At 67.1% G+C, this 19,361-nt stretch carries 25 protein-coding genes, 1 tRNA gene and 1 pseudogene; 19 read left to right on the top strand and 8 right to left on the bottom strand.

From position 1 onward, the window contains the following. Window positions 1-10: 10 nt before the first annotated feature. The 18 genes from QZS13_RS00685 (at window position 11) to QZS13_RS00600 (ending at window position 12,507) form a co-directional block, all read left to right on the top strand. Window positions 11-1,174: a serine/threonine protein phosphatase gene (locus QZS13_RS00685; RefSeq protein ID WP_295584237.1), complete on the top strand. Its 1,164-nt coding sequence runs from the start codon at window positions 11-13 to the stop codon at window positions 1,172-1,174. 10 nt (window positions 1,175-1,184) lie between these two features. After that, on the top strand, window positions 1,185-2,063 hold the full coding sequence (locus tag QZS13_RS00680; RefSeq protein WP_295584235.1) for a hypothetical protein: 879 nt from the start codon (window positions 1,185-1,187) through the stop codon (window positions 2,061-2,063). A 27-nt stretch (window positions 2,064-2,090) separates the two neighbouring features. Further along, on the top strand, window positions 2,091-2,426 hold the full coding sequence (locus QZS13_RS00675) for a hypothetical protein (RefSeq protein ID WP_295584233.1): 336 nt from the start codon (window positions 2,091-2,093) through the stop codon (window positions 2,424-2,426). A 13-nt stretch (window positions 2,427-2,439) separates the two neighbouring features. Next, window positions 2,440-3,471, top strand: coding sequence for a phage major capsid protein (locus tag QZS13_RS00670; RefSeq protein WP_295584231.1), 1,032 nt, complete (start codon window positions 2,440-2,442; stop codon window positions 3,469-3,471). 30 nt (window positions 3,472-3,501) lie between these two features. Beyond that, window positions 3,502-3,867 (top strand): hypothetical protein, encoded by a 366-nt coding sequence (locus tag QZS13_RS00665; protein WP_295584229.1) that lies wholly within the window; start codon window positions 3,502-3,504, stop codon window positions 3,865-3,867. Next, the gene (locus tag QZS13_RS00660; RefSeq protein WP_295584227.1) at window positions 3,864-4,184 is read left to right on the top strand and encodes a hypothetical protein; all 321 of its coding nucleotides are present in this window, start codon (window positions 3,864-3,866) and stop codon (window positions 4,182-4,184) included. The genes QZS13_RS00665 and QZS13_RS00660 overlap by 4 nt, the downstream gene beginning before the upstream one ends. Then, on the top strand, window positions 4,181-4,675 hold the full coding sequence (locus tag QZS13_RS00655) for a hypothetical protein (RefSeq protein ID WP_295584225.1): 495 nt from the start codon (window positions 4,181-4,183) through the stop codon (window positions 4,673-4,675). Before QZS13_RS00660 ends, QZS13_RS00655 begins: the two co-directional genes overlap by 4 nt. Further along, window positions 4,672-5,733, top strand: coding sequence for a phage tail sheath C-terminal domain-containing protein (locus QZS13_RS00650; protein ID WP_295584223.1), 1,062 nt, complete (start codon window positions 4,672-4,674; stop codon window positions 5,731-5,733). Before QZS13_RS00655 ends, QZS13_RS00650 begins: the two co-directional genes overlap by 4 nt. Window positions 5,734-5,758: 25 nt before the next feature. Next, window positions 5,759-6,148: a hypothetical protein gene (locus QZS13_RS00645; RefSeq protein ID WP_295584220.1), complete on the top strand. Its 390-nt coding sequence runs from the start codon at window positions 5,759-5,761 to the stop codon at window positions 6,146-6,148. Then, on the top strand, window positions 6,145-6,444 hold the full coding sequence (locus QZS13_RS00640) for a hypothetical protein (protein ID WP_295584218.1): 300 nt from the start codon (window positions 6,145-6,147) through the stop codon (window positions 6,442-6,444). The genes QZS13_RS00645 and QZS13_RS00640 overlap by 4 nt, the downstream gene beginning before the upstream one ends. A 2-nt stretch (window positions 6,445-6,446) precedes the next feature. Continuing rightward, window positions 6,447-7,001 carry a hypothetical protein gene (locus QZS13_RS00635; protein ID WP_295584216.1) on the top strand — a complete coding sequence of 185 codons (555 nt, stop codon included), beginning with the start codon at window positions 6,447-6,449 and terminating at the stop codon, window positions 6,999-7,001. A 12-nt stretch (window positions 7,002-7,013) separates the two neighbouring features. Next, window positions 7,014-7,595, top strand: coding sequence for a LysM peptidoglycan-binding domain-containing protein (locus QZS13_RS00630; protein ID WP_295584214.1), 582 nt, complete (start codon window positions 7,014-7,016; stop codon window positions 7,593-7,595). Then, window positions 7,592-8,536 (top strand): hypothetical protein, encoded by a 945-nt coding sequence (locus QZS13_RS00625; protein WP_295584213.1) that lies wholly within the window; start codon window positions 7,592-7,594, stop codon window positions 8,534-8,536. Before QZS13_RS00630 ends, QZS13_RS00625 begins: the two co-directional genes overlap by 4 nt. Before the next feature lies 1 nt (window position 8,537). After that, window positions 8,538-8,948 carry a hypothetical protein gene (locus tag QZS13_RS00620; RefSeq protein WP_295584211.1) on the top strand — a complete coding sequence of 137 codons (411 nt, stop codon included), beginning with the start codon at window positions 8,538-8,540 and terminating at the stop codon, window positions 8,946-8,948. Then, window positions 8,945-9,292, top strand: a complete 348-nt coding sequence (locus tag QZS13_RS00615; protein WP_295584209.1) for a hypothetical protein — start codon at window positions 8,945-8,947, stop codon at window positions 9,290-9,292. The genes QZS13_RS00620 and QZS13_RS00615 overlap by 4 nt, the downstream gene beginning before the upstream one ends. A 13-nt stretch (window positions 9,293-9,305) precedes the next feature. Next, on the top strand, window positions 9,306-10,367 hold the full coding sequence (locus tag QZS13_RS00610; RefSeq protein ID WP_295584207.1) for a baseplate J/gp47 family protein: 1,062 nt from the start codon (window positions 9,306-9,308) through the stop codon (window positions 10,365-10,367). Beyond that, the gene (locus QZS13_RS00605; protein ID WP_295584206.1) at window positions 10,368-10,946 is read left to right on the top strand and encodes a hypothetical protein; all 579 of its coding nucleotides are present in this window, start codon (window positions 10,368-10,370) and stop codon (window positions 10,944-10,946) included. 187 nt (window positions 10,947-11,133) lie between these two features. Then, window positions 11,134-12,507: an MATE family efflux transporter gene (locus QZS13_RS00600; protein WP_295584205.1), complete on the top strand. Its 1,374-nt coding sequence runs from the start codon at window positions 11,134-11,136 to the stop codon at window positions 12,505-12,507. Here QZS13_RS00600 and QZS13_RS00595 read toward each other — a convergent pair. The 8 genes from QZS13_RS00595 to QZS13_RS00560 form a co-directional block, all read right to left on the bottom strand. Next, on the bottom strand, window positions 12,434-12,805 hold the full coding sequence (locus QZS13_RS00595) for a hypothetical protein (protein ID WP_295584203.1): 372 nt from the start codon (window positions 12,803-12,805) through the stop codon (window positions 12,434-12,436). The genes QZS13_RS00600 and QZS13_RS00595 overlap by 74 nt on opposite strands. Window positions 12,806-12,873: 68 nt before the next feature. Then, window positions 12,874-13,737 (bottom strand): collagen binding domain-containing protein, encoded by an 864-nt coding sequence (locus QZS13_RS00590; RefSeq protein WP_295584201.1) that lies wholly within the window; start codon window positions 13,735-13,737, stop codon window positions 12,874-12,876. A gap of 18 nt (window positions 13,738-13,755) precedes the next feature. After that, window positions 13,756-14,373 carry a hypothetical protein gene (locus QZS13_RS00585; RefSeq protein ID WP_295584199.1) on the bottom strand — a complete coding sequence of 206 codons (618 nt, stop codon included), beginning with the start codon at window positions 14,371-14,373 and terminating at the stop codon, window positions 13,756-13,758. 106 nt (window positions 14,374-14,479) lie between these two features. After that, on the bottom strand, window positions 14,480-15,169 hold the full coding sequence (locus QZS13_RS00580) for a DUF6198 family protein (RefSeq protein WP_366557928.1): 690 nt from the start codon (window positions 15,167-15,169) through the stop codon (window positions 14,480-14,482). Window positions 15,170-15,307: 138 nt separating this feature from the next. Beyond that, complete coding sequence (locus tag QZS13_RS00575) at window positions 15,308-16,597, bottom strand: glycosyltransferase (protein ID WP_295584195.1); 1,290 nt, start codon at window positions 16,595-16,597, stop codon at window positions 15,308-15,310. A 66-nt stretch (window positions 16,598-16,663) separates the two neighbouring features. Beyond that, window positions 16,664-17,929 (bottom strand): choice-of-anchor A family protein, encoded by a 1,266-nt coding sequence (locus tag QZS13_RS00570; protein ID WP_295584194.1) that lies wholly within the window; start codon window positions 17,927-17,929, stop codon window positions 16,664-16,666. A gap of 165 nt (window positions 17,930-18,094) precedes the next feature. Further along, entirely contained in the window at window positions 18,095-18,385 is a 291-nt protein-coding gene (locus QZS13_RS00565; protein WP_295584192.1) for a hypothetical protein, read from the bottom strand. Window positions 18,386-18,741: 356 nt separating this feature from the next. Further along, window positions 18,742-18,824: transfer RNA gene (locus tag QZS13_RS00560), tRNA-Leu, on the bottom strand. Window positions 18,825-18,940: 116 nt separating this feature from the next. Between QZS13_RS00560 and QZS13_RS00555 the strand changes: the two are divergent. After that, window positions 18,941-19,361: pseudogene (locus tag QZS13_RS00555) on the top strand (pyridoxal kinase); the annotation flags it as partial.

Below are 19,361 nucleotides of genomic sequence, written 5' to 3'. Positions count from 1 at the left end.
AGGAGAGGATTTGAGATGGTTCAAAAAGCAGCCCCCTGTGGAAGCCGCGCCGGTGCAGCTGCGCAGCGGTGAGCAGCACCCCTTCGGCATGCTGGGGGACTACGTGCCCCTGCGCAGCGGGGAGGACCGGCTCTACCGGGCCGTGCGGGAGGCCGTGCCATTGGTGGACGCCGCCATTTACAAGCTGGTGCGCATGTGCGGCGGCGTGGACGCGGAGTGCGCCGACCCGGCTGCCCAGCGGCAGCTGCGGGAGTTTTTGCGCACGGTGCCCACCGGCCGGGGGCAGTTCGGCGTCAACGCCTTTCTGGACTGCTACCTGGATTCCCTTTTGACCTACGGCCGGGCCGTGGGGGAGATGGTGGTCCGGCCCGGCGGAGCCGACATCGCCGCCCTCTTGTGCGGCAGGACCGACCTTCTGGAGATTCGGGAGGGAGAGCACCCGCTGGACTTTGTCATCTGCGGGCCCGACGAGGCCGGGCACATGCGCCCGCTGCCCTATCAGGGGCTGCTGCTGTTCACCCCCTTCCACCCGGAGGCGGTGAACCCCTACGGCGTGTCGCTGCTGCGGTCCATGCCGTTTCTGGCGGACATCCTCATGAAGATCTACCACACCATCGGCGTCAACTGGGAGCGCTGCGGCAACGTGCGCTTTGCCGTCACCTGCCGCAGCGGAGAGGGACAGGCCGCCGAGCGCAGCCGTCAGCTGGCCCGGGAGTGGTCCGCCGCCATGGAGGATACCCGGGGCGGCCGGGTACGGGACTTCGTGGCTGTGGGGGATGTGGACATCAAGGTGATCGGCGGCGACGCCCCCATTCTCGACAGCGAGGTGCCCGTGCGGCAGATCCTGGAGCAGATCGTGGCCAAGACCGGCATCCCGCCGTTCATGCTGGGGCTGAGCTGGAGCTCCACCGAGCGCATGAGCAGCCAGCAGGCGGACCTTCTGACCACGGAGATCACCGCCATCCGCCGGTCCCTGACGCCTACAGTGGAGCGGATCTGCCGGCTGTGGCTGAGAATGCACGGCTACGCCTGCGGCTTTGAGGTGGTCTGGGACGACATCAACCTCCAGGACGAGGTGGAGGAGGCCAAGGCCGCCCTCTACCGGGAGGAGGCCCGGAAATTGCAGCTTGCAAACGACGCGGCGCAGGCAGGTTCCGCCGCAGCAACGGAGTGAGGAGGGAGCAATGGACATTCGTAAGGAACAATCGGCCGTGGAGCCGGGGACGCCGGATGCGCAGGACCTGGAGAGAATCAACCGCCTGGCAAAGACGCCTCTGACGCCGGAGCAGGTGTACACCTTTACCCTGCGGCTTTGCGACAACGAGGTGGACCGGGATCTGGAGCGGTTCGACCCGGACGCCCTGGAAGAGCTGGGACGGCTCTTCGTGGGCAAGAGCGGCGTGTTCGACCACCAGTGGTCCGCCCAGGGCCAGACCGCCCGCATCTACCGCACGGAGGTGGTGGCGGAGCCCGCCGTCACCACGGCGGCAGGGGACGGGTACCGCTGGCTCAAGGGCTGGGCATACCTGCTGCGGACGGAGAAAAACGCCGAGCTCATCGCCGAGATCGAAGGCGGCATCAAAAAGGAGGTCAGCGTGGGGTGCAGCATGGCCAAAAGCGTTTGCTCCATCTGCGGCGCCGAGGGCCAGTGCGGTCACGAAAAGGGACAGCGCTACGACGGCAAGCTGTGCTTCCGGGAGCTGCAAGACCCCCGGGACGCCTATGAGTGGTCCTTTGTGGCGGTGCCCGCCCAGCGGGAGGCCGGCGTGCTCAAGCGCTTTTATCAAGAGCGCGGGGACACGGCGGTGCTGCGCAAGCAGGCGGCGCTGGGGGCGAAGTATCTGGACGGGCTGCGCCGTGAGGTGGTGCGCCTGGCCATGCTCGCCGATGACGCCCTGGACGGGGAGGCCTTCGCCGCCGCCGCGGCCAAGCTGGACGAGCCGGAGCTGCTGGGACTGAAGAAGTCCTATGAAAAGCAGGTCGCCCGCCGCTTCCCGCCTGCGCCCCAGCTGCCCGCGGCACCTGCCGCCGGGCGGGAGGATGAAACCGTATTTCTCGTCTGAGGACGATCAATAGAAAGGAGAAGCACAATGAATCTTTCGTATGAGGGAATTGGCCAGTGGGCCGCCACCTTCGCCTGCGGCGAGGTCAAGGAGGGTGAGGTGGTCAAGATCAGCGCGGACGACACCGTGGCCGCCTGCGGCGCGGGCGACGGCTTTTGCGGCGTGGTGCTGAGCGTGGCAAGAGACGGCGGCGCCTGCACCGTGGCTTTGGGCGGCATGGTCACCGTGCCCTGCACCAGCGCCCCCGCCCTGGGCTGGGCCAAGCTCAGCGCCGACGGCAGCGGCGGCGTCAAGGCCGACACGTCCGGCCGGGAGTACCGGGTGGTGCGCGCCGGAGATGACACCGTGACCTTTGTACTGTAAGGAGGACAAGACAATGGCTTATCACTACGAAAACATCCGCCTGGAAAAGGGCATGTACGGCCGCAGCGGCACCAGCTTCACCCAGACCCTGGAGGAGCTGGACCCCAGCGAGCACTACAAGGGCACGCCCCTGGAGGGCATGGACGCTTTCCAGCGCCAGCTCAAGCGATTCGACATCAAGGTCAAGGGCGCCGGCAGCGACTGCGTGGAGAAGTTCTTCCACACCACCGACTCCGCCGTGCTCTTCCCCGAGTTCGTCTCCCGGGTGGTGCGCCAGGGCCTGGAGGAGGGCAGCATCCTGCCCGACATCACCGCCACCGTCACCCGCTTTGACGGCATGGACTACCGCTCCATCGCCTCCGTCCCCAGCGAGGAGGACAAGGCGCTGCGCCGGGTGGAGGAGGGCGCCCGCATCCCCGAGACCACCATCCGCACCCAGGAGAACCTGGTGCGCCTCCACAAGCGGGGCAGAATGCTGGTGGCCTCCTACGAGGCCATCCGCTTCCAGCGGCTGGACCTCTTCTCCGTGACGCTGCGCCAGATCGGCGCCTACATCGGCAAGATGCACCTCAAGGACGCCGTGGAGGTCATCGACAAGGGCGACGGCAACGATAACGCCGCCCAGCGCTTTTCTGTGGGCGACGGCACCATCTCCGGCTCCGGCGGCACCCTGAGCTACGAGGCCCTGGTGGACTTCTGGAGCCAGTTTGACCCCTACACCATGAATACCCTGCTGGTAAGCGGCGACATGATGCTCGCCATGCTCAAGCTCCCCGAGTTCCAGAACCCCCTGACGGGATTGAACTTCCAGGGTACCGGCACCCTCACCACGCCCCTTGGCGCCAAGCTCCTGCGGTGCAGCGCCCTGCCCGAGGGAACCCTGGTGGGCCTGGACAAGCGCTATGCCCTGGAGCAGATCTGCTCCAGCGAGATCACCGTGGAGTACGACAAGCTCATCGACCGCCAGCTGGAGCGGGCCGCCATCACCTCCATCTCCGGCTTTGCCAAGCTCTTCCCCGACGCGTCCAAGATTCTGACCGTCTGAGAAGCGCACGGAGAGAGGAAGGTGACCGGCATGGATGAGACCATCGTGGCGCTGGCCGCCCGGCTGGCCGGTCTGGAGGAGACGGACACGGCGCTGCTGGAGCCGCTGTGTCAGGCGGCCTTGCAGCGCTGGCAGTCGCGGCTGCGGGACGGCGTGACGGAGGAATCGTGCGGACAGGCGCTGCCCTGTGCCGCCGCTTTCTCCGCCGCCGCCCAGGCGGTATGGGGCGGGGACGCGGGCGGTGTTGCCGCCTTTGCCGCCGGGGAGCTGTCCGTCACGGGCCGGTCGGCAAGTGACCGGGCGGCCCTGGCCGCGGCCCTCTCCGCCGCTGCCGGGGAGCTGATGGCCCCCTACGCCTCCACCGGCGACTTCGCCTTTTTGGGGGTGAGGGGATGAGGGCGTGGGTCAAGCGCGTCATGGACCGCTGGGGACAGTCCGTCCGGGTAGAGACGGCGGACTTCACCGGTGAGGTCCGGGCGTTTTTCCAGCCCCTGGCCCAAAGGAGCGAGCGGGTGCCCTCCGCCGTCACGGCCCTTGGATGGGTGGACGAGCGGCTGTGGCTGTACCTGGGGGGCACGAAGGTGTCCCCCGGGGACCGCCTGGCCTGGAACGGCCAGCGCTTCCGGGTGCGCTCCGCCCGGCCTTACGGGCCGGGGAATACGGCCCTTTTCTGGTGGGCCTTGGCGGAGGCGGAAAAGGAGGCGGTGACATGAAGGAGATCGAAAAGATCCAGCAGGCGGTGTGCGGCGCCCTCACCGGTGCGGGGCTCACGGCCCTGACGGCCTACCCCGACCGATGGGCCGGGGACTACGGCGGCGCCGTGGCCACCGTGGACGTGGGCACCGCCGAGAGCGGCCCCATGGGCTTTTGCAGCTATCTGGGGGAGGCTTACGACCCGGAGGCGGGCACGGTGCTGGAGCTCTACGGCAAGCAGCTGGACGCGGAGATCTGGGTGGACGTCCGGGGCGGCACCGCTCAGCAGTGCCGGGAGGGCTGTACCCTGGCCGCCGAGGTGCTGCTGGGGGGACTGCCCGGCGGCATCCGGCCCGGGGAACTTGCCTGGGAGGGACTGGAGTGGGAGTCGGCCACCCAGATGTTCCGGCGGCGGGGGAGACTCCGGTGCCGGGCCGTGTTCCAGGCCGCGGCCCATGAGGACGCGGAGGAATTTTTGGACTTTCAACTGAAGGGAGCTGTACAGACTTGAGCGAGATCAAACATGAGCGGCCGGGTGTCTACTCGGCCTACGACACCTCTGCCGTTATCACCGCCGGCCGGGCCACCCGGGTCATCGGCGTGGCGGCCAAGGCCGTCCAGGGTACGGTGGGGGAGGCGGTGACCCTCACCGGCTACGCCGCCGGCACCGCCATATTCGGCCAGGACGAGACGCCGGGCATGAGCACCATCTTGAAGCTGCTCTACCAAAACGGCGCGTCCACCGTGGTGGCGGTGCGGGTGGCCGAGGCGGGCCAGACCGCCGACTACCAGGCGGCCTTTGACGTGCTGAGCGGCCAGAACGTGCAGATTGTGGTGTGCGACAGCGCCGACCAGGCGGTCCACCAGGCCCTGCGGACCTCGGTGGAGCAGGACTCCGGGCTGCGCAAAGAGCGCATCGGCGTGGTGGGCGGCGACGGCGAGTCCGCCGCCGAGCTGGTGACCCACGCCGAGGCCATCAACAGCGAGCGAATGGTGCTGGTGGGCCCCGATCCCCTGGATGAGGACGGAAAGACGCTGCCCGGCGTGTTTGCCGCCGCGGCCCTGGCGGGGGTCATTGCCGCCTCCGCCGACCCCGCCGTGCCCCTCAACGGCGCCCAGATCAGCGGCCTGGGGGGCCTGAGCGAGGCCTACGGCGACAACGACGTGGATCTGCTGGTCCGGGGCGGCGTGACGCCCCTGGAATACGAGGGCGGCATCCTCTCCCCCGTGCGGGGCATCACCACCCGCACTACCTCCGGCGGTGCCGCCGACGCCACCTGGCGGGAGCTGACCACCGTCCTCATCGTCGACGACATCATCCCCACCGTGCGCAGCGCCCTGCGCAGCAAGTTCTCCCGCACGAAGAACACCGTCCGCAACCGCAGCGCCATCCGCTCCCAGGTCATCGTGGAGCTGGAGAAGAAGGTGGCCGCGGAGATCATCGAAAGCTACGGGGACGTGACGGTCACCGCCTCCGCCGACGACCCCACCGTGTGCCTGGTGGAGTTCGGCTTTTCCGTGGCCCACGGCCTCAACCAGATCTATCTGACCGTACACATCACCGTCTGACGGCGTTTGAGAGGAGAGAGAAAACATGGATACAAAGGGATTCCCCACCAGCGCGGACATCTATCTGGAGCTGGACGGGAAGAAGGTGGCGGTGGTGCAGAGCTACACCGCCAAGGCCACCAAGTCCTCCCAGAGCGTGGAGGCCTTCGGCGAGAGCGAGCCGGTGGCCACCATCGAAGGACAGAAAAAGTACACCCTGGAGCTCACCCGCCTCTACGCCACCGACGACGCGGTGGCCGACGGCATCAACTTCCACGACTTGCAGGACTTCTCCCTGGTGATCTGCAAGCCTGACCGCAAGGTCATTTACAGCGGCTGCGAGTGGAGCGCCATCCACGAGGAGGGCCAGCTCAACGCCATGGTGGCCGAGAAGATCACCGTGGTGGCCTCCCGCCGCATCGAGACCCAGGCGTGAGAGACATCGATGCGCTCCGGCCGCTGACGGCGGGGCGGCTGCTGGCCATCTGGCGGGAGAGCCGCCGGGAGGCGGAGGACCCGTTGGAGCGCAGCCTCCTCTCCAACGCCCAGGTGCTCGCCGAGTGCTGCTTTTTCCAGGGAGAGGCGGCCTTCCGTGACCGGGAGGACGTGCTGGAGACGCTGACGGCCGGGCAGATGGAGCGCCTTTTGGAGCGATTGTCCTCCGCCGGGCGGCCCGGCGGGGAGAACCCGGCCTTTGACATGGAGCGGTTCGAGGCCTTGCGGGAGGGATGAGCGTGGACTATATCCAAAGTGTACTGACCCGGCAGCGGCAGCTTTTATCGCTGCTGCTGTTGGGCGGAGAACGGGAGGCGGCGGAGGACGCCGCCTCTGCCGAAACTGTGCGGGCATGGACGGCGGGGGATGGAACGAACCCCGCTTCCACTGTGGGTGGGGCGGGGGCTTCCCGGGCATCGGGCGCGCTCCCGGCCCAGGGGGCCCCGGCATCGGACGGGTACCCCGCGGCGTGGGGGGCGGCCCTTTTCTCCGGCGGACGGGCCGTGGAGTTTCCCGGCGGCGCGTTGTCCGGAGGCACCGCCGCGGCCGGAGCCGTCCCCGGAGGGCAGGCACCGGTGGGGGAGGCGGCGGCCTACGGCGGCGATACCGCGGCCAGAGAGAGCCGGCCGGTTTCCTATGTGCTGCCCTCTGCCGCCGCCGTCCCCGGACGGGCCGGGGCGGGGGTGTGGGACACTGCCGCCGCCGGTACCGGGGCGGACGTATCCGCCCGGGCGCTGTCCCGGGCCTTTGAGCGGGACGCCCGCCGGTACGACGGGGGATTTTCCCTATATTAAAGGAGGAGAGCCATGCGTTTGACGCCTATGCGCTATAAGGATTTCACCTGGCCCCACAATCCGGAGATCTACCGCAGTCAGTGCCGCCGGGAGGTGGCCGTCCACAAGATCCCCTTCGGAGGCTACGTGCTCCAGGATCTGGGGCCCGGGTGCCGGGTGCTGGAGGGGGAGGGCACCTTCGCCGGAGGGGACGCCTATGAGACGTACCGGGCGCTGGAGCAGGTCTTTGCCCAGTCCGGGCCCGGGCTGCTGGTCCACCCGGTGTGGCCGGCGGAGAGCGCCTACTTTGTCACGTTGGAGCTGACGGAGGAGCCGGTGCCGGACCTGGTGCGCTACCGGTTTGCCTTCTGGGAGGACCTGGGGGGCTATACCGGGGGGCTGACGGAGGTGGCGGGCGGCACGTCCGCCGACACCGCCCCGTCCCAGAGTGCCGCCTCCGCAGCGTCCCAAAAGACCTACCGGGTGTGCAAGGGGGACACCCTGTGGGGCATCGCCGGGCGCTGCGGTGTGTCGCTGACGGCGCTGATCGCCGCCAACCCCCAGATCAAAAACCCCAACCTCATTTACCCGGGAGAAACGGTGGTGATCCCGTGAGGACCTATCTCATCACCAGCGACCACCGGACCCTGGAGCTGCCCGCCCTGCTGGCGTGGAACATCACCCACACCGGCGGCGTCCCCTGCGACAGCTTCTCCGTGACGTTTTTGTACGATGCCTCCATGGCCGACGCCCTCCACCTGGCGGCGGGCTTTGCCGCCTGGGAGGGCGGGGAGGTGATGCTGCGGGGCGTGGTGGACGAGTACACCGTGGAGCTGGACAGCGGCGGCCTGACCGCCACCGTCTCCGGCCGGGGGTACGCCGCCCGGCTGCTGGACAACGAGTCCCGGCCCATGACCTATCAGACGGCCACCCTGGAGGACATTGTGCGCAACCACGTGACCCCCTACGGCATCTCCGCCGCCCGCACCGCCGCCGTCCGGGCCTCCGGGGTCTACACCGTGGCCTCCGGCACCAGCCAGTGGAAGGCCCTGGAGGGGTTCTGCCGGGCCTACGGGGGCTTTGCCCCCACGTTTTTGCCCGACGGCCGTCTGGTGGCCGCTCCGCCCCAGGCGGGACGGCGGGTGAAGATCGGGGAGAGCGACCCGGTGCTCTCCTGCCGCCTGCGGGAGGACCACTACGGCGTGCTGACGGAGGTGCTGGTCATCGACAAGACCCGCAACGCCTTTTACAGCGTGAAAAACCAGGATATGCTCAGCCGGGGCGGCCAGTGCCGCCGGGTGGTCTACACCCCGGGCCAGAGCACCTGGGAGGCCATGCGCTACACCGGCGCCTACCAGATCGACCAGTCCCGTCGGCAGGAGGTCCGCATTGAGGTGGGACTGCCCGGCAGCTTCCTGGCCTTCCCCGGCGACGAGGCGGAGCTGGCGCTGCCCCGGCTGGGTCTTGCGGGCGTGTACCGGGTGGCCCAGTCGGAAAATACGTTTTCCCGCAGCGACGGCGCCGCCGTGCTGCTGACGTTGGAGGAGAGGATTTGATATGTGGATTTCCCAGAAAATGCGCGCCGTGCCCCCCGGGGCCGACACGGACCTGGGCGTGACCACCATCGCCGGCGGACAGGCCGGCGTGCTCACCCGGGGCGAGGTGCGCTCCCTGCCCGTCTATGGCCCCGGGGGCTATGTGTGGATGCCCGGCAACGGGGACGCGGTGCTGGTCATCAAGGGCGGCCCCGGGGGCCAGGAGCAGTGCGTGGCCGGCACCCGGCAGGCCGCCCCGGAGGCGGGGATGCAGCCCGGCGAGGTGTGTATCCGCAGCGGCGGCGCCAGCGTCTACCTGCGCGCCGACGGGTCGCTGGTGCTGCGGGGGAACGTGGCCGTGGAGGGGTCGCTGACCATCAACGGCGAGCCCTACCGGCCCTGTACCTGTGAGGAAGGAGGCGGAAGCCTGTGAGCGAACCGGTTTTGCGGAATGGGGATTACGTGCTCTCCGGCGCAGGCATCCGCCGTGCCGGAGGCAATGAGGCGGTGCTGGAGCGGGTGGGGTTCCGCCTGCGGGCCCGGCGGGGACGCTTTCCCTTTTTGCCCGATCTTGGCAGCCGCCTTTATCAGCTGGGCGCCGTCAGCCCCGGCCAGCGCCGCACCGCCGCCGAGCAGTACGTGGCCGAGGCCCTGGCCGACGAGCCCGTCCGGGTGGAGAAAGTGGAGCTGGAGGAGCGCCCCGGCCCTGCCTGGGCATTGACGGTGACGCTGGCTCTCGCGGACGGGACGGCGGCGGTGGAGCTGACGGTGCAATGAGAGGAGAGAAATCGTGAGAAGCGTAGACGAGATTTATGGGCAGATGTGCGACGACATGGAGGCCCGGTGCGGCTTCCGGCCGGAGGAGTCCTGCGACCTGGCCGTGCGGCTGTACGCGGCGGCGGCCCAGGTCCAGGCCCTGGAAATCCAGGCCGGGTGGGTGCTGGACCAGAGCTTTCCCCAGACGGCCCAGGGAACCTATCTGGACCAGCACGCGGCCATGCGGGGCATCACCCGCATGGAGGGCACCCGGGCCGTGGGGACGCTGCACTTTTCCGTGGAGCTGGCCCCGGCGTCGGATCTGACCGTGCCGGAGGGCACCGTGTGCATGACGGCCGGGGAGGTGTCCTTCCTCACCACGGAGGACGCCGTGCTCCGTGCCGGGGAGCTGTTTGTGGACGCCCCGGCCCGGGCGGTGGAGCCCGGCAGCGGCGGAAACGTGGCCCCCGGCACCGTCACCATCCTGACTGCCTGCCCCATCGGCATCACCCGCTGCACCAATGAGCGGGCCTTTTCCGGCGGCAGCGACCCGGAGAGCGACGAGAGTTTGCGGGCGCGGGTACTGGAGAGCTACCGGCGGCTGCCCAACGGCGCCAACGCCGCCTGGTACGAAAAGACCGCCCTGTCCCACGCGGGGGTGGCGGCGGCCCAGGCGGTGGGCCGGGCCCGGGGCACCGGCACGGTGGACATCTACATCGCCGCCCAGTCCGGCACGCCGGAGGAGGCGCTTTTGCAGCAGGTGCAGTCGGACATCCAGGAAAACCGGGAGATCGCCGTGGACGCTCAGGTGCTCGCTCCCCAGATCCAGCAGGTGGACCTTGCCCTGCAGGTCCGGCCCGCCGACGGCTATACCGACGAGGAGGCCAAGGCCGCCGCGGAGCAGGCCGTCACCGCCTTTTTCAGCGGGCAGCTGCTGGGGAAGGGCGTGCGTCTTGCGGAGCTGAGCAGTCTGGTGTTCGGTCTGGAGCGCGTGTCCAACGTGCGCATCACCGCGCCGGCGGCGGACGTGGAGGCCCGGCAGGGGGGACTGCCGGCGCTGGGCGGGCTGACCGTCTCGCCCTGGGAGGGCGCGTAAATGGCATATGCAGCGTATCTGAAAAACCTGCTCGCGCCCCTGGGCATCTACGACTTGCAGGAGGGCTCCGTCAGCGAGGCCATGGTGTACGCCGTGGGACGGGCCCTGGACGGGGCGGAGGCGGAGATCGACCATGCCCAGCGGGAGGGGCTGCTGGCCACCGCCGAAGGAGAGGGCCTTGTCCGGCGGGAGGCCCTCTTTGCCCGGCGTCCCGCCGCCTCCACGGCGGAGGACCGCCGCGCCGCCATCACCGCCCTCATGCAGATCGACGCCGACAGCCTGACCCCGGAGGCCATCAACCGCACCATCAGCGGCTGCGGCGTCAGCGCCCGGGCCATGGAGGTGGACACCGGCCACCTGCGGGTGGTCTTTCCCGGCGTGGCCGGCGTGCCCCCCGCCTTTGAGGAGATCCGGCAGATCGTGCTGGACATCCTGCCCTGTCATCTGGAGGTGGAGTTCTACTTCCGCTACATGACCTGGAGTGAGTGCGAGACGGCCGGGTACACCTGGGCGTCGGTGGAGGCGGCCGGGCACACCTGGGAGAGCTTTGAGCTCATGCTGCCGGGGAAAGACGCATAAGAAAGGGCGCCGCCCGAAGGCGGCGCCCTCCTTATGTCCCGGGGCTTGACGTTTCATGCCGGGGCGTGTATGCTGGATGTATCAGCCGTCCGCCGGGGGCGGATGGAACGACGGCGCCGCCGCTGTTTTTTCGCCGCGCAGGGATCGGAAGATCGCTGTGCGGCTTTTTTGCGTGGGAGGGGAGCACATGGAGCAGACGTATATGAAGGAGCGGCCCGTGGTGGGGCTGGTGCTGGCCATGTCCCTGCCCATGATGCTCTCCATGACCGTGTCGTCTCTATACAACATTGTGGACAGCTACTATGTGGCCGCTCTCAGCGAGGACGCCTTGACGGCGCTGTCGCTGGTCTACCCCCTCCAGAACCTGATTACCGCCGTTACCATCGGCTTTTCCGTGGGCATCAACGCCGCCATCGCCTACTTCCTGGGGGCCGGGGAGACGGACCGGGCCGCCCGGGCCGCCGGCGGGGGGCTGTGGTTCAGCACCGTCCACGGCGTGGTGCTGGCCGTGGGGTGCATCGCCGTCCTGCCGGCGTTTCTGGGCCTTTTCACCCGGGACGCCGCCGTGGCGGAGCTGGGGGTGCGCTACGGCCGCATCGCCTTTGCCTTCGCGCCGGTGGTGGCCTGGTCCATGGCCCTGGAGAAGATGCACCAGGCCGCCGGGCGGATGGTGGGCACCATGCTGGGCATGCTGTGCGGGTGCGTGTCCAACATCGTGCTGGACCCGGTGCTCATCTTCGGCCTGAGGCCCTTCCCGGCCATGGGCATCGAGGGGGCCGCCCTGGCCACCGGCATCGGCCAGACCCTGGGCTTTGCCTTCTTCCTGGGCCTGTGCCGGGTGCGGCCGCTGCCCATGCGTGTGGACCGGGCCGCCTTCCGCCCGGACCGGGACATGGCCCGTACCCTCTACGGGGTGGGCGTCCCCGCCGCGCTGAACATGGCGCTGCCCTCTGCCCTGGTGGCCGCCCTCAACGTGATCCTTGCCGCCGACGGGCAGGTGTATGTACTGGCGCTGGGGGTGTACTACAAGCTCCAGACCTTCCTCTATCTGCCCGCCAACGGCATCGTCCAGGGCATGCGGCCCCTGATCGGCTACAACTACGGCGCCGGGGAGTCCGGCCGGGTGCGGCGCATCTACCGGGTGGCCCTGGCTATGGCAGGGGCCATCATGGCGGCGGGCACCGTGGTGTGCTGGGCCGTGCCCGGGGAGCTGGCGGGGCTCTTTTCCCGCAATCCCGCCACCGTGGCCGCCGGGGCCCGGGCCCTGCGGATCATCAGTCTGGGCTTTCTGGTCTCGGCCGTGTCCGTCATCTCCTGCGGCGCCCTGGAGGGACTGGGCATGGGCGGCCCCTCCTTTGCCATCTCCGCCCTGCGCTGCGGCGTCATTCTGATCCCCGCGGCTCTGGTGCTGGACTGGGCCATGGGGCCCGCGGGGGTCTGGCACGCCTTCTGGATCACGGAGGCCGTCACCGCCGCCTGCGCCGCCGTCATCTACCGCCGTGCCCTCCGCCGGGGCAGACGGGCGGAGGGAAAACATCCTCCGGACACCAGCCGCCGCTGAAGCGGCAGGCGGGGTCGGGGCACCAGCAAAACTGTCCCCGGTCCAGGGCGCAGCAGACCGCCGTGCCGCCTCCCGGCGGCAGGCCGATGACCAGCGCCATGGACCTGCGGCCCCGCTCCAGCGTCAGCCGGTACGTCCCCGGCGCCAGGGGGGCAAAGCAGACCTGCCCCTGGCACCACAGCGTCCGCTCCCAGCGATCCGGCCTGCCTGCCGCCTCCAGCACCGCCCGGTCCAGGGGGCGGAAGTCCCGGATGCAAAGGCGGATGCCGCACCGGGCGGGGCCCGGCGCCAGGCACATGGAGGCGTCCGCCTCCCCGCCCGGCTCCAGGCACACCCGGCACGCGGCGCCGATGCCTCCGTCCGGCCTTACTGCTCCAGCTTTGCCTTGACCAGATACGCACCGGCACCCACGCCGCCGAAGAGGTACTTTCCCGCGTCGTTGGTCTTGGTGACCGCCGTCAGCACTTCCCGGGTCACGCCGGCGACTGTGACCACCTGGTACAGTCCCACAAAGCACCCGGCCACCGCCCGGCCTCCGCTGTCCCGGATGACGCCGCTGACCGTGCCGTTGTAGGTGCGGCTGTCCACGGTCATGGACATGGTCACGTTGGCGATGGAGCCGCCGGCGATGACCGCCGTCATGGAGGCGGCGGACTGGTAGCCCTCGGCGTAGGAGGAGAGGGTGTAGGTGCCGTCGGCCAGGTCGTAGAAGGCAAACTCCCCGTCGGCGGCGGTGTAGGTGGCGGCCACGTCCGCGCCCTGGGCGTCCCGGAGCACTACCTTGGCCCCGCCCAGGGGCACCGCGGCCCCCGCCGGGTCGGTGACGGTCAGCACGCCGGCAATGGCCCCCAGGGAGAGGGTGGCGTCCGGCACGCAGGTCAGGTTGGCCTGGACCGTGGCCCCTGCGGCGAGCACCACGCCCGCCGCGTCGCTGAGCCGGTAGCCGTCGAGGACGGCGCCCAGGGTGTAGGTGCCCGGCTCCACCCCGGTGAGGGTGAAGGCGCCGGCGGCGTCCGTCATGGTGTGCTGGTAGGGCTGGCCCGCGCTGTCGAAGAGCTTGACGGTGGCGTCGGCCAGAGGGGCCGTGCCGTCGGTGACCACGCCGTAGACCGTGGACAGCGCCGTGGGGGCGGGGGGCAGCACCAGGTCCACGCTGGACTCCTGCATGCCCTGGATTTCAAAACTCTGGCTGTATTGCAGACTGAGCAGATCCTGCTTGATGTCGGCCATGGAAAACCTCCTGATGAATCATGAAGAAGATGTGGAAGCGCCGGTGCGGGTGGGGCAGCCGATGAGGAACCCCACGCAGCCGGAGACGAAGTCCCGGAACTGGACCACCGTGTCGGCGGCACCGTCGGACAGCGGGAGCAGGCCCAGGGCCGACAGGTTCCGCAGCGCCAGCAGCGCCGCCAGGCAGAAAAGCCCCACGGCGGCGGCACAGGCGATCTGAACGGAACTCACCGTCTCCTCCGGGTCGGGCGTGCTCTCCGGCGGGACGGGCACTTCCGTCTGGGACAGCGGGGTACCCGCCTCCCCGGCGTCAAAGCCGATGCGCCCCACCGGTGCACCGGACACCGGTGCGCCGGCCTCCGCTTCCAGCGTATGCGCCGGCGCGGCCTCGCGCGCCTGTCCCGGCAGGGAGAGCCGGGTGAAGTTGGCACTGAGCAGGTAGCCGAAGATGGCGGCGGCGGAGGTGCGGACGATGACGTCGATGTCCCCGGCCAGGCCGGCGCCGGCGGGGCAGAGCAGGTTGACGGCGGACTGGACCAGCAGCACGGCCAGAAAGACCATGAGACATTTGTCCACCAGGTGGACGCGGCGCAGCTGCCCGGCCAGGGCGCTGCGGCGATGGGATCGGCGGTTCAAGAGAAGCCCCCCTTTGGCGTTTTCTCCAGACTATGCGCCGGCGCCGCCCGGTGACACAAAAAAAGACACGCCCCGAAAGGCGTGTCTTTTTTCATGGGCCGGGGCCTCAGGAGGCGCTGCACACGTTGGGCCTGCCGGGGCGGTGGTGGATGTCGAAGACAAAGTGCCGGTCCAGCCAGGTGCCCACCAGGCCGATGACCTTGCCCATGGTCAGCGCCGCCAGCACCGTGCCGATGCCCAGCCCCTCCAGATGACCCAAAAACAGCGCGGTCATGCCCGCCGTCACCGCCAGGCAGATGGCGTCGAAGGAGATCTTGATCTTCGGGTAGCCGACGCCGGTGATGGCGGACAGCTCCCGGGGGAACAGGTCCGTGGGCACGATGGGCAGCTTGCAGCGGTTGGACAGGGCGATGCCCACGCAGATGAGCAGGTAGCTGACCACAAAGTAGACCACGTCCCACCCGAGGCCCGTGGGCAGCGCGTTGATCCACAGCTCGTGGACGTCCAGCAGCTCGCTGAACACGAAGCCCACGGCGAAGCTGAAGAGGTAGGACACCACGAACCGCCGCCGCAGCACCATCAGCGACAAAATCAGCGCCGCCTGAAAAAGATAGGTCCAGGTGCCCAGGGAGAAGAAGCTGAGCACCTCGGAAAAGGCGTAGGGTACGCTGGAGATGGCGGAGATGCCCGCCCCCGAGTACAGCATCAGCACCACGCCCAGAGAGTTGATGACCACCGCCACGGCCAGTGCCAGTTCGCCGCGGAACAGCGGCAGGGTTTGTTTTTCGTCTTTCACAGGACTGCCTCCCGGTCTCATTGGAAATCCACGCTATTATAGTCCCGGAAGGCGCCGGTGTTAAATTCATATTATCAATAATTCAATAGAAAATATCTATTGTTTTCGGGACAGCGACGGCCCGGCGGGGACTGCCGGTCACACGGTTCCGCGCAGCAGAGGCATCAGCTGATTGCGGCAGATCCAGGCCCCGTTGTATCTGGTCCGCGCCCTGGTTTTGGCCCGCAGGCTGGGGTCCTCCCGCATGAGATTGACGATCCGCTCTCCGTGCTCTTCGTAATATGCCTGCTCCGAGGGAAGGTATTTTTCGTGGGTGTCGTAGCCGAAATTCCGTCCGTCCCACCGCAAAAAATAGGCGCCCAGGCTGTCCCCCAGCTCTTTCAGGGCAGGCACCGCCTCATTGAGCACCAGGAAATTTCCCCGGCTGGCCGCCTCCAGCACCGTCAGCCCGAAGGACTCGGAGAAGGAGGGGCAGATGAACAGGTTGGACAATCCAAACAGCTCAAATACCCCGCGGCGGGGGAAGCCCTGCGCATACCCCAGGTCGGAGGTAAAGACCAGGTCCTCCTTTTCCAGGCCGAACTTCATCCCCTCGGTCTGAATGGTCCGCTTGTAGATGGGGCCGGGCGTGTCGGCGCTGGGAAAGTCGCAGAAGACCACCTTGGTGCGCTGCTCCGTTTTTCGCTGGATGGCTCCGGCCAGGGCGGCGACCTTCTCAAATCGCTTGCCGGTGGTGAGCCGCCCGGGATAGGTCACCAGAATCTCCGCGCTCAGCAGGTCGATCCGGTCCGCCACCTGCCGCACGTCCCGGCTCAGCAGCTCCAGCAGGGGCAGCGTGTTGTACACCACCGCGCAGCTGCCCTGGGGCACGTCGTACTGGCGGGCCAGGGCGTCGATTCCCGAGTGGGTGGGGTAGACGAAGCGGGTGTTGGGCATGGGGGTAAACCGCGCGGAAAAGGGCCACTCCGTCTTCTGGGGGCGGTTGACCGGCAGGGAGTGGGTAAAGGCCAAAAATCTCACGTTCGGCAGGGACTTTTGCGCCTGGCGGATCGCCACATTGTGCACCAGATGCCAGCCCTGGTAGAGGATGTCGTGCATGATGCACACATCCACGTCCTGAAGATGCCGGACGTAGTCTTCGGCAATCCGCGCCGCCTCCTCGAAAAAGGTCTCGTGGACCGTACCTGTGGGGGCGGAGTAGTCGTGCCACACAATGGGCGCGCCGTCCCGGGTGTTGGTAATCTTCACCCACTCCAGCCGGGGGTCCAGAAATACGCCCCAGCGTTCGGCATCGGGGCACGTCTCGCTGACCAGGATCTTCAGCTCCACCTGGGCCTCCAGCAACATCTTGATCTGATCCGCCACCACGTTGACCAGGGAGTAGGTGGTGGACAGACCTGCGAACATCGTCAAAACCGCAACTTTCATACCCGATCTGCTCACTTTCTTCATAGACTGGATGGCGCAGCAGATTTCTGCTGCGCCATCCTCAGTTTATTCTCCCGTATGACTGCAGCCGCACCCTTTAAAAAGCGCGATTTTGTCGGCGAGAATGGCCTCCAGGTTGGAGATGCTGTTGACCATGGCCTCCACAGAGCGGTTGGTCTGCAAAATCGTCTCCGGCGTCAGCTGATCCAGGGAAAGGATTTTCTGCACCTTCTCTCCTTCCGCATTGAGAATGTGGGAGAGGGCCGCCTGCTGCAGGGCCACGGACACCAGCAGATCCGTAATTGCCTGACTGCGGGGAACCGGGACCTGGGTGGTCGTGGTGGACGCGGTCGTGGTAGACGTAGTGGTGCTGGTGGACGTAGTGGTGCTGGTGGACGTAGTGGTGCTGGTGGACGTGGTGGTGCTGGTGGACGTGGTGGTGCTGGTAGACGTAGTGGTGCTGGTGGACGTAGTGGTGCTGGTGGATGTGGTGGTGCTGGTGGTGGTCAGCCGGCAGACGTCGGCCTCCGGCAGCACACCGATGAACAATTCGTTGTGGCTTTCGGAATTGCCGGAAAAGCGATCGAAGATGATGTTGCCGTTGATCTGGCTGTAAGTGGTGTTGGCAGCGGCGAAGGGGGCCAGCACCGAGCCGTAAATGGCGGTGGTGCTGTTGGACCAGGTCAGCGCCTGGGGAAAGTTCCACAGGATTCGCCGTGCATGTTCCCGGGTGGCCGCCGTGCCGTTGCGGAAGATCTGGTAACTGCCGTACTGGATGGCGGTGCCGTCCACGTTGATGAGAATGGTAGCGCCCAGGGGAGCGATGATATTGATGCCGTTGAGCTGAGCCAGGGAGATGCCGGTACCGTAGAGATTGCCGCTGTCCAGGGAGAAGATGTTCAAAATCTCATCGGTTCCGATCAGGTTCAGCTGGTTGAAGACTACCTCGCCGGTGCCGTTGGGCGACAGGGCGCCCCAGAAATTGGAGGCGCACTTGAGGTACCGTTCCGCCTCCGCAAAGTCAATGGGCGTCCCCGAGATCAAAAGACCGTTGGGGTTGCCCATGGTATAGCTGATGATGGTACTGCCGGGGTTGACCACCGTGTTGCCGCTGGCATTGGAGCCTCCGGTGACGTTCACGTCCCCGCCCACCACAAAGGATGGGTCCGTGTTGGCGGGGGGCAGCGCGGTAATGCCGGCGCCGATGCCGTAGTTGCTGAGGGTGGCGTTGCCGCCTACGGCCACGCGCCCTTCGGCGTCGGTGTTGCTCAGGGTCATGTCGCCAAAAACGAATACGTTATAGTCATTGGCAAGGCCAAAATTAAATGCCATGGTTGATCCTCCCACAGGAATGATACTGGCCGCAATCGGCGTCTTTCAAGTCGGAGCGGAACCGCTCCATCCTTATGATATGAGGCCGGTGGGGCGGCTGTGCAAAACAGGTGGGGCCTCCTGCCGGAAGCCCCACCCTTTCTGATCGTTATCTCTTTCTGATCGTTATCCCTGAGTGATCTCAGACGGACACAGGCAGTCGCTGAAGCCGGACAACTTGGACTGGAGAATCATTTCCAGCCGGGATACCGCGTTGACCATGGACTCCACAGACTTGTTGGTGGCCAGCAGCACCTCCGGGGTCACATCGGGCAGCGCCACCATTTTCTGGATTTTCTCCCCCTCTGCGTTGAGGATGTGGGACAGGGCGGTCTCCTCCAGCGCCACCGACTGAATGAGATCCGTGATGGCCTGGCTTCTGGTGGTGGTGCTGGCGGTAATAACAGGCATACCCATAATAAGAGATACTCCTTTGGTTGGATTGAGCGTTTGCTCCCGCCATCCTATGCACCCCCCGCGGCCGGCGTTCCACCTGCGGGCGCTTTTTACAGCCCGTCCGGGGCGGGAAAGCGGAGGCCCGGTGCGCTTTGCGATAAAATGAAAAAGCTCGCCGCAAGCGATCTGTCGCCTGCGACGAGCTGGAATATTGCAGCGGTATGGATGCCAGGGGTTCCAGGTTTGCACCCGAAACCAAATCGAAGCCCAGCGCAGCGGGTTCGATTTGGAAGCGAGGAGCAGCAGAATGAGCGCACGATGAGCTTTGCAATGAAATGAAAAAGCTCGTCGCAAGCGATATGTCGCTTGCGACGAGCTGGTGCGGGTAACAGGACTCGAACCTGCACGGTTGCCCAATGGAACCTAAATCCATCGTGTCTGCCAATTCCACCATACCCGCAGAGACGGCGCCGGGATAGTTGCAGTATATCACATCTCTCCCCCTTGAACAATAGGAAAATCTACGATACAATGAAATACAGTCTGTTCAAAACCATTGAAAAGAGGAAGCGTACCATGATGACCCCACGCGTTGCTGCCATTCACGACATGTCCGGCTTCGGCCGGTGCTCTCTCACTGTGGCCATTCCCATTCTCTCCGCCATGGGGGTCCAGTGCTGCCCCCTGCCCACGGCGTTTCTCTCCACCCACACCGGCGGGTTCGAGGGGTTCACCTTTCTGGACATGACCGACGAGATGCCCAAGGTGGCGGACCACTGGGCCAGCTTGGGCCTGACATTCCAGGCCATATACAGCGGCTTCCTGGGCAGCGAGCGGCAGATCGGCGTGGTGGAGGACTTTATCCACCGGTTCCGGGGACCGGACACCGTGGTAGTGGTGGACCCGGTGATGGGGGACTACGGCCGGGTCTACCAGACCTACACCGCCGCCATGTGCAGCGGCATGGCCCGGCTGGCGGAGCTGGCGGACGTCATCA

Source organism: uncultured Oscillibacter sp. (assembly GCF_900546705.1).
Lineage (GTDB): Bacteria > Bacillota > Clostridia > Oscillospirales > Oscillospiraceae > Oscillibacter.
This window is presented reverse-complemented; position numbering and strand designations above follow the sequence as displayed.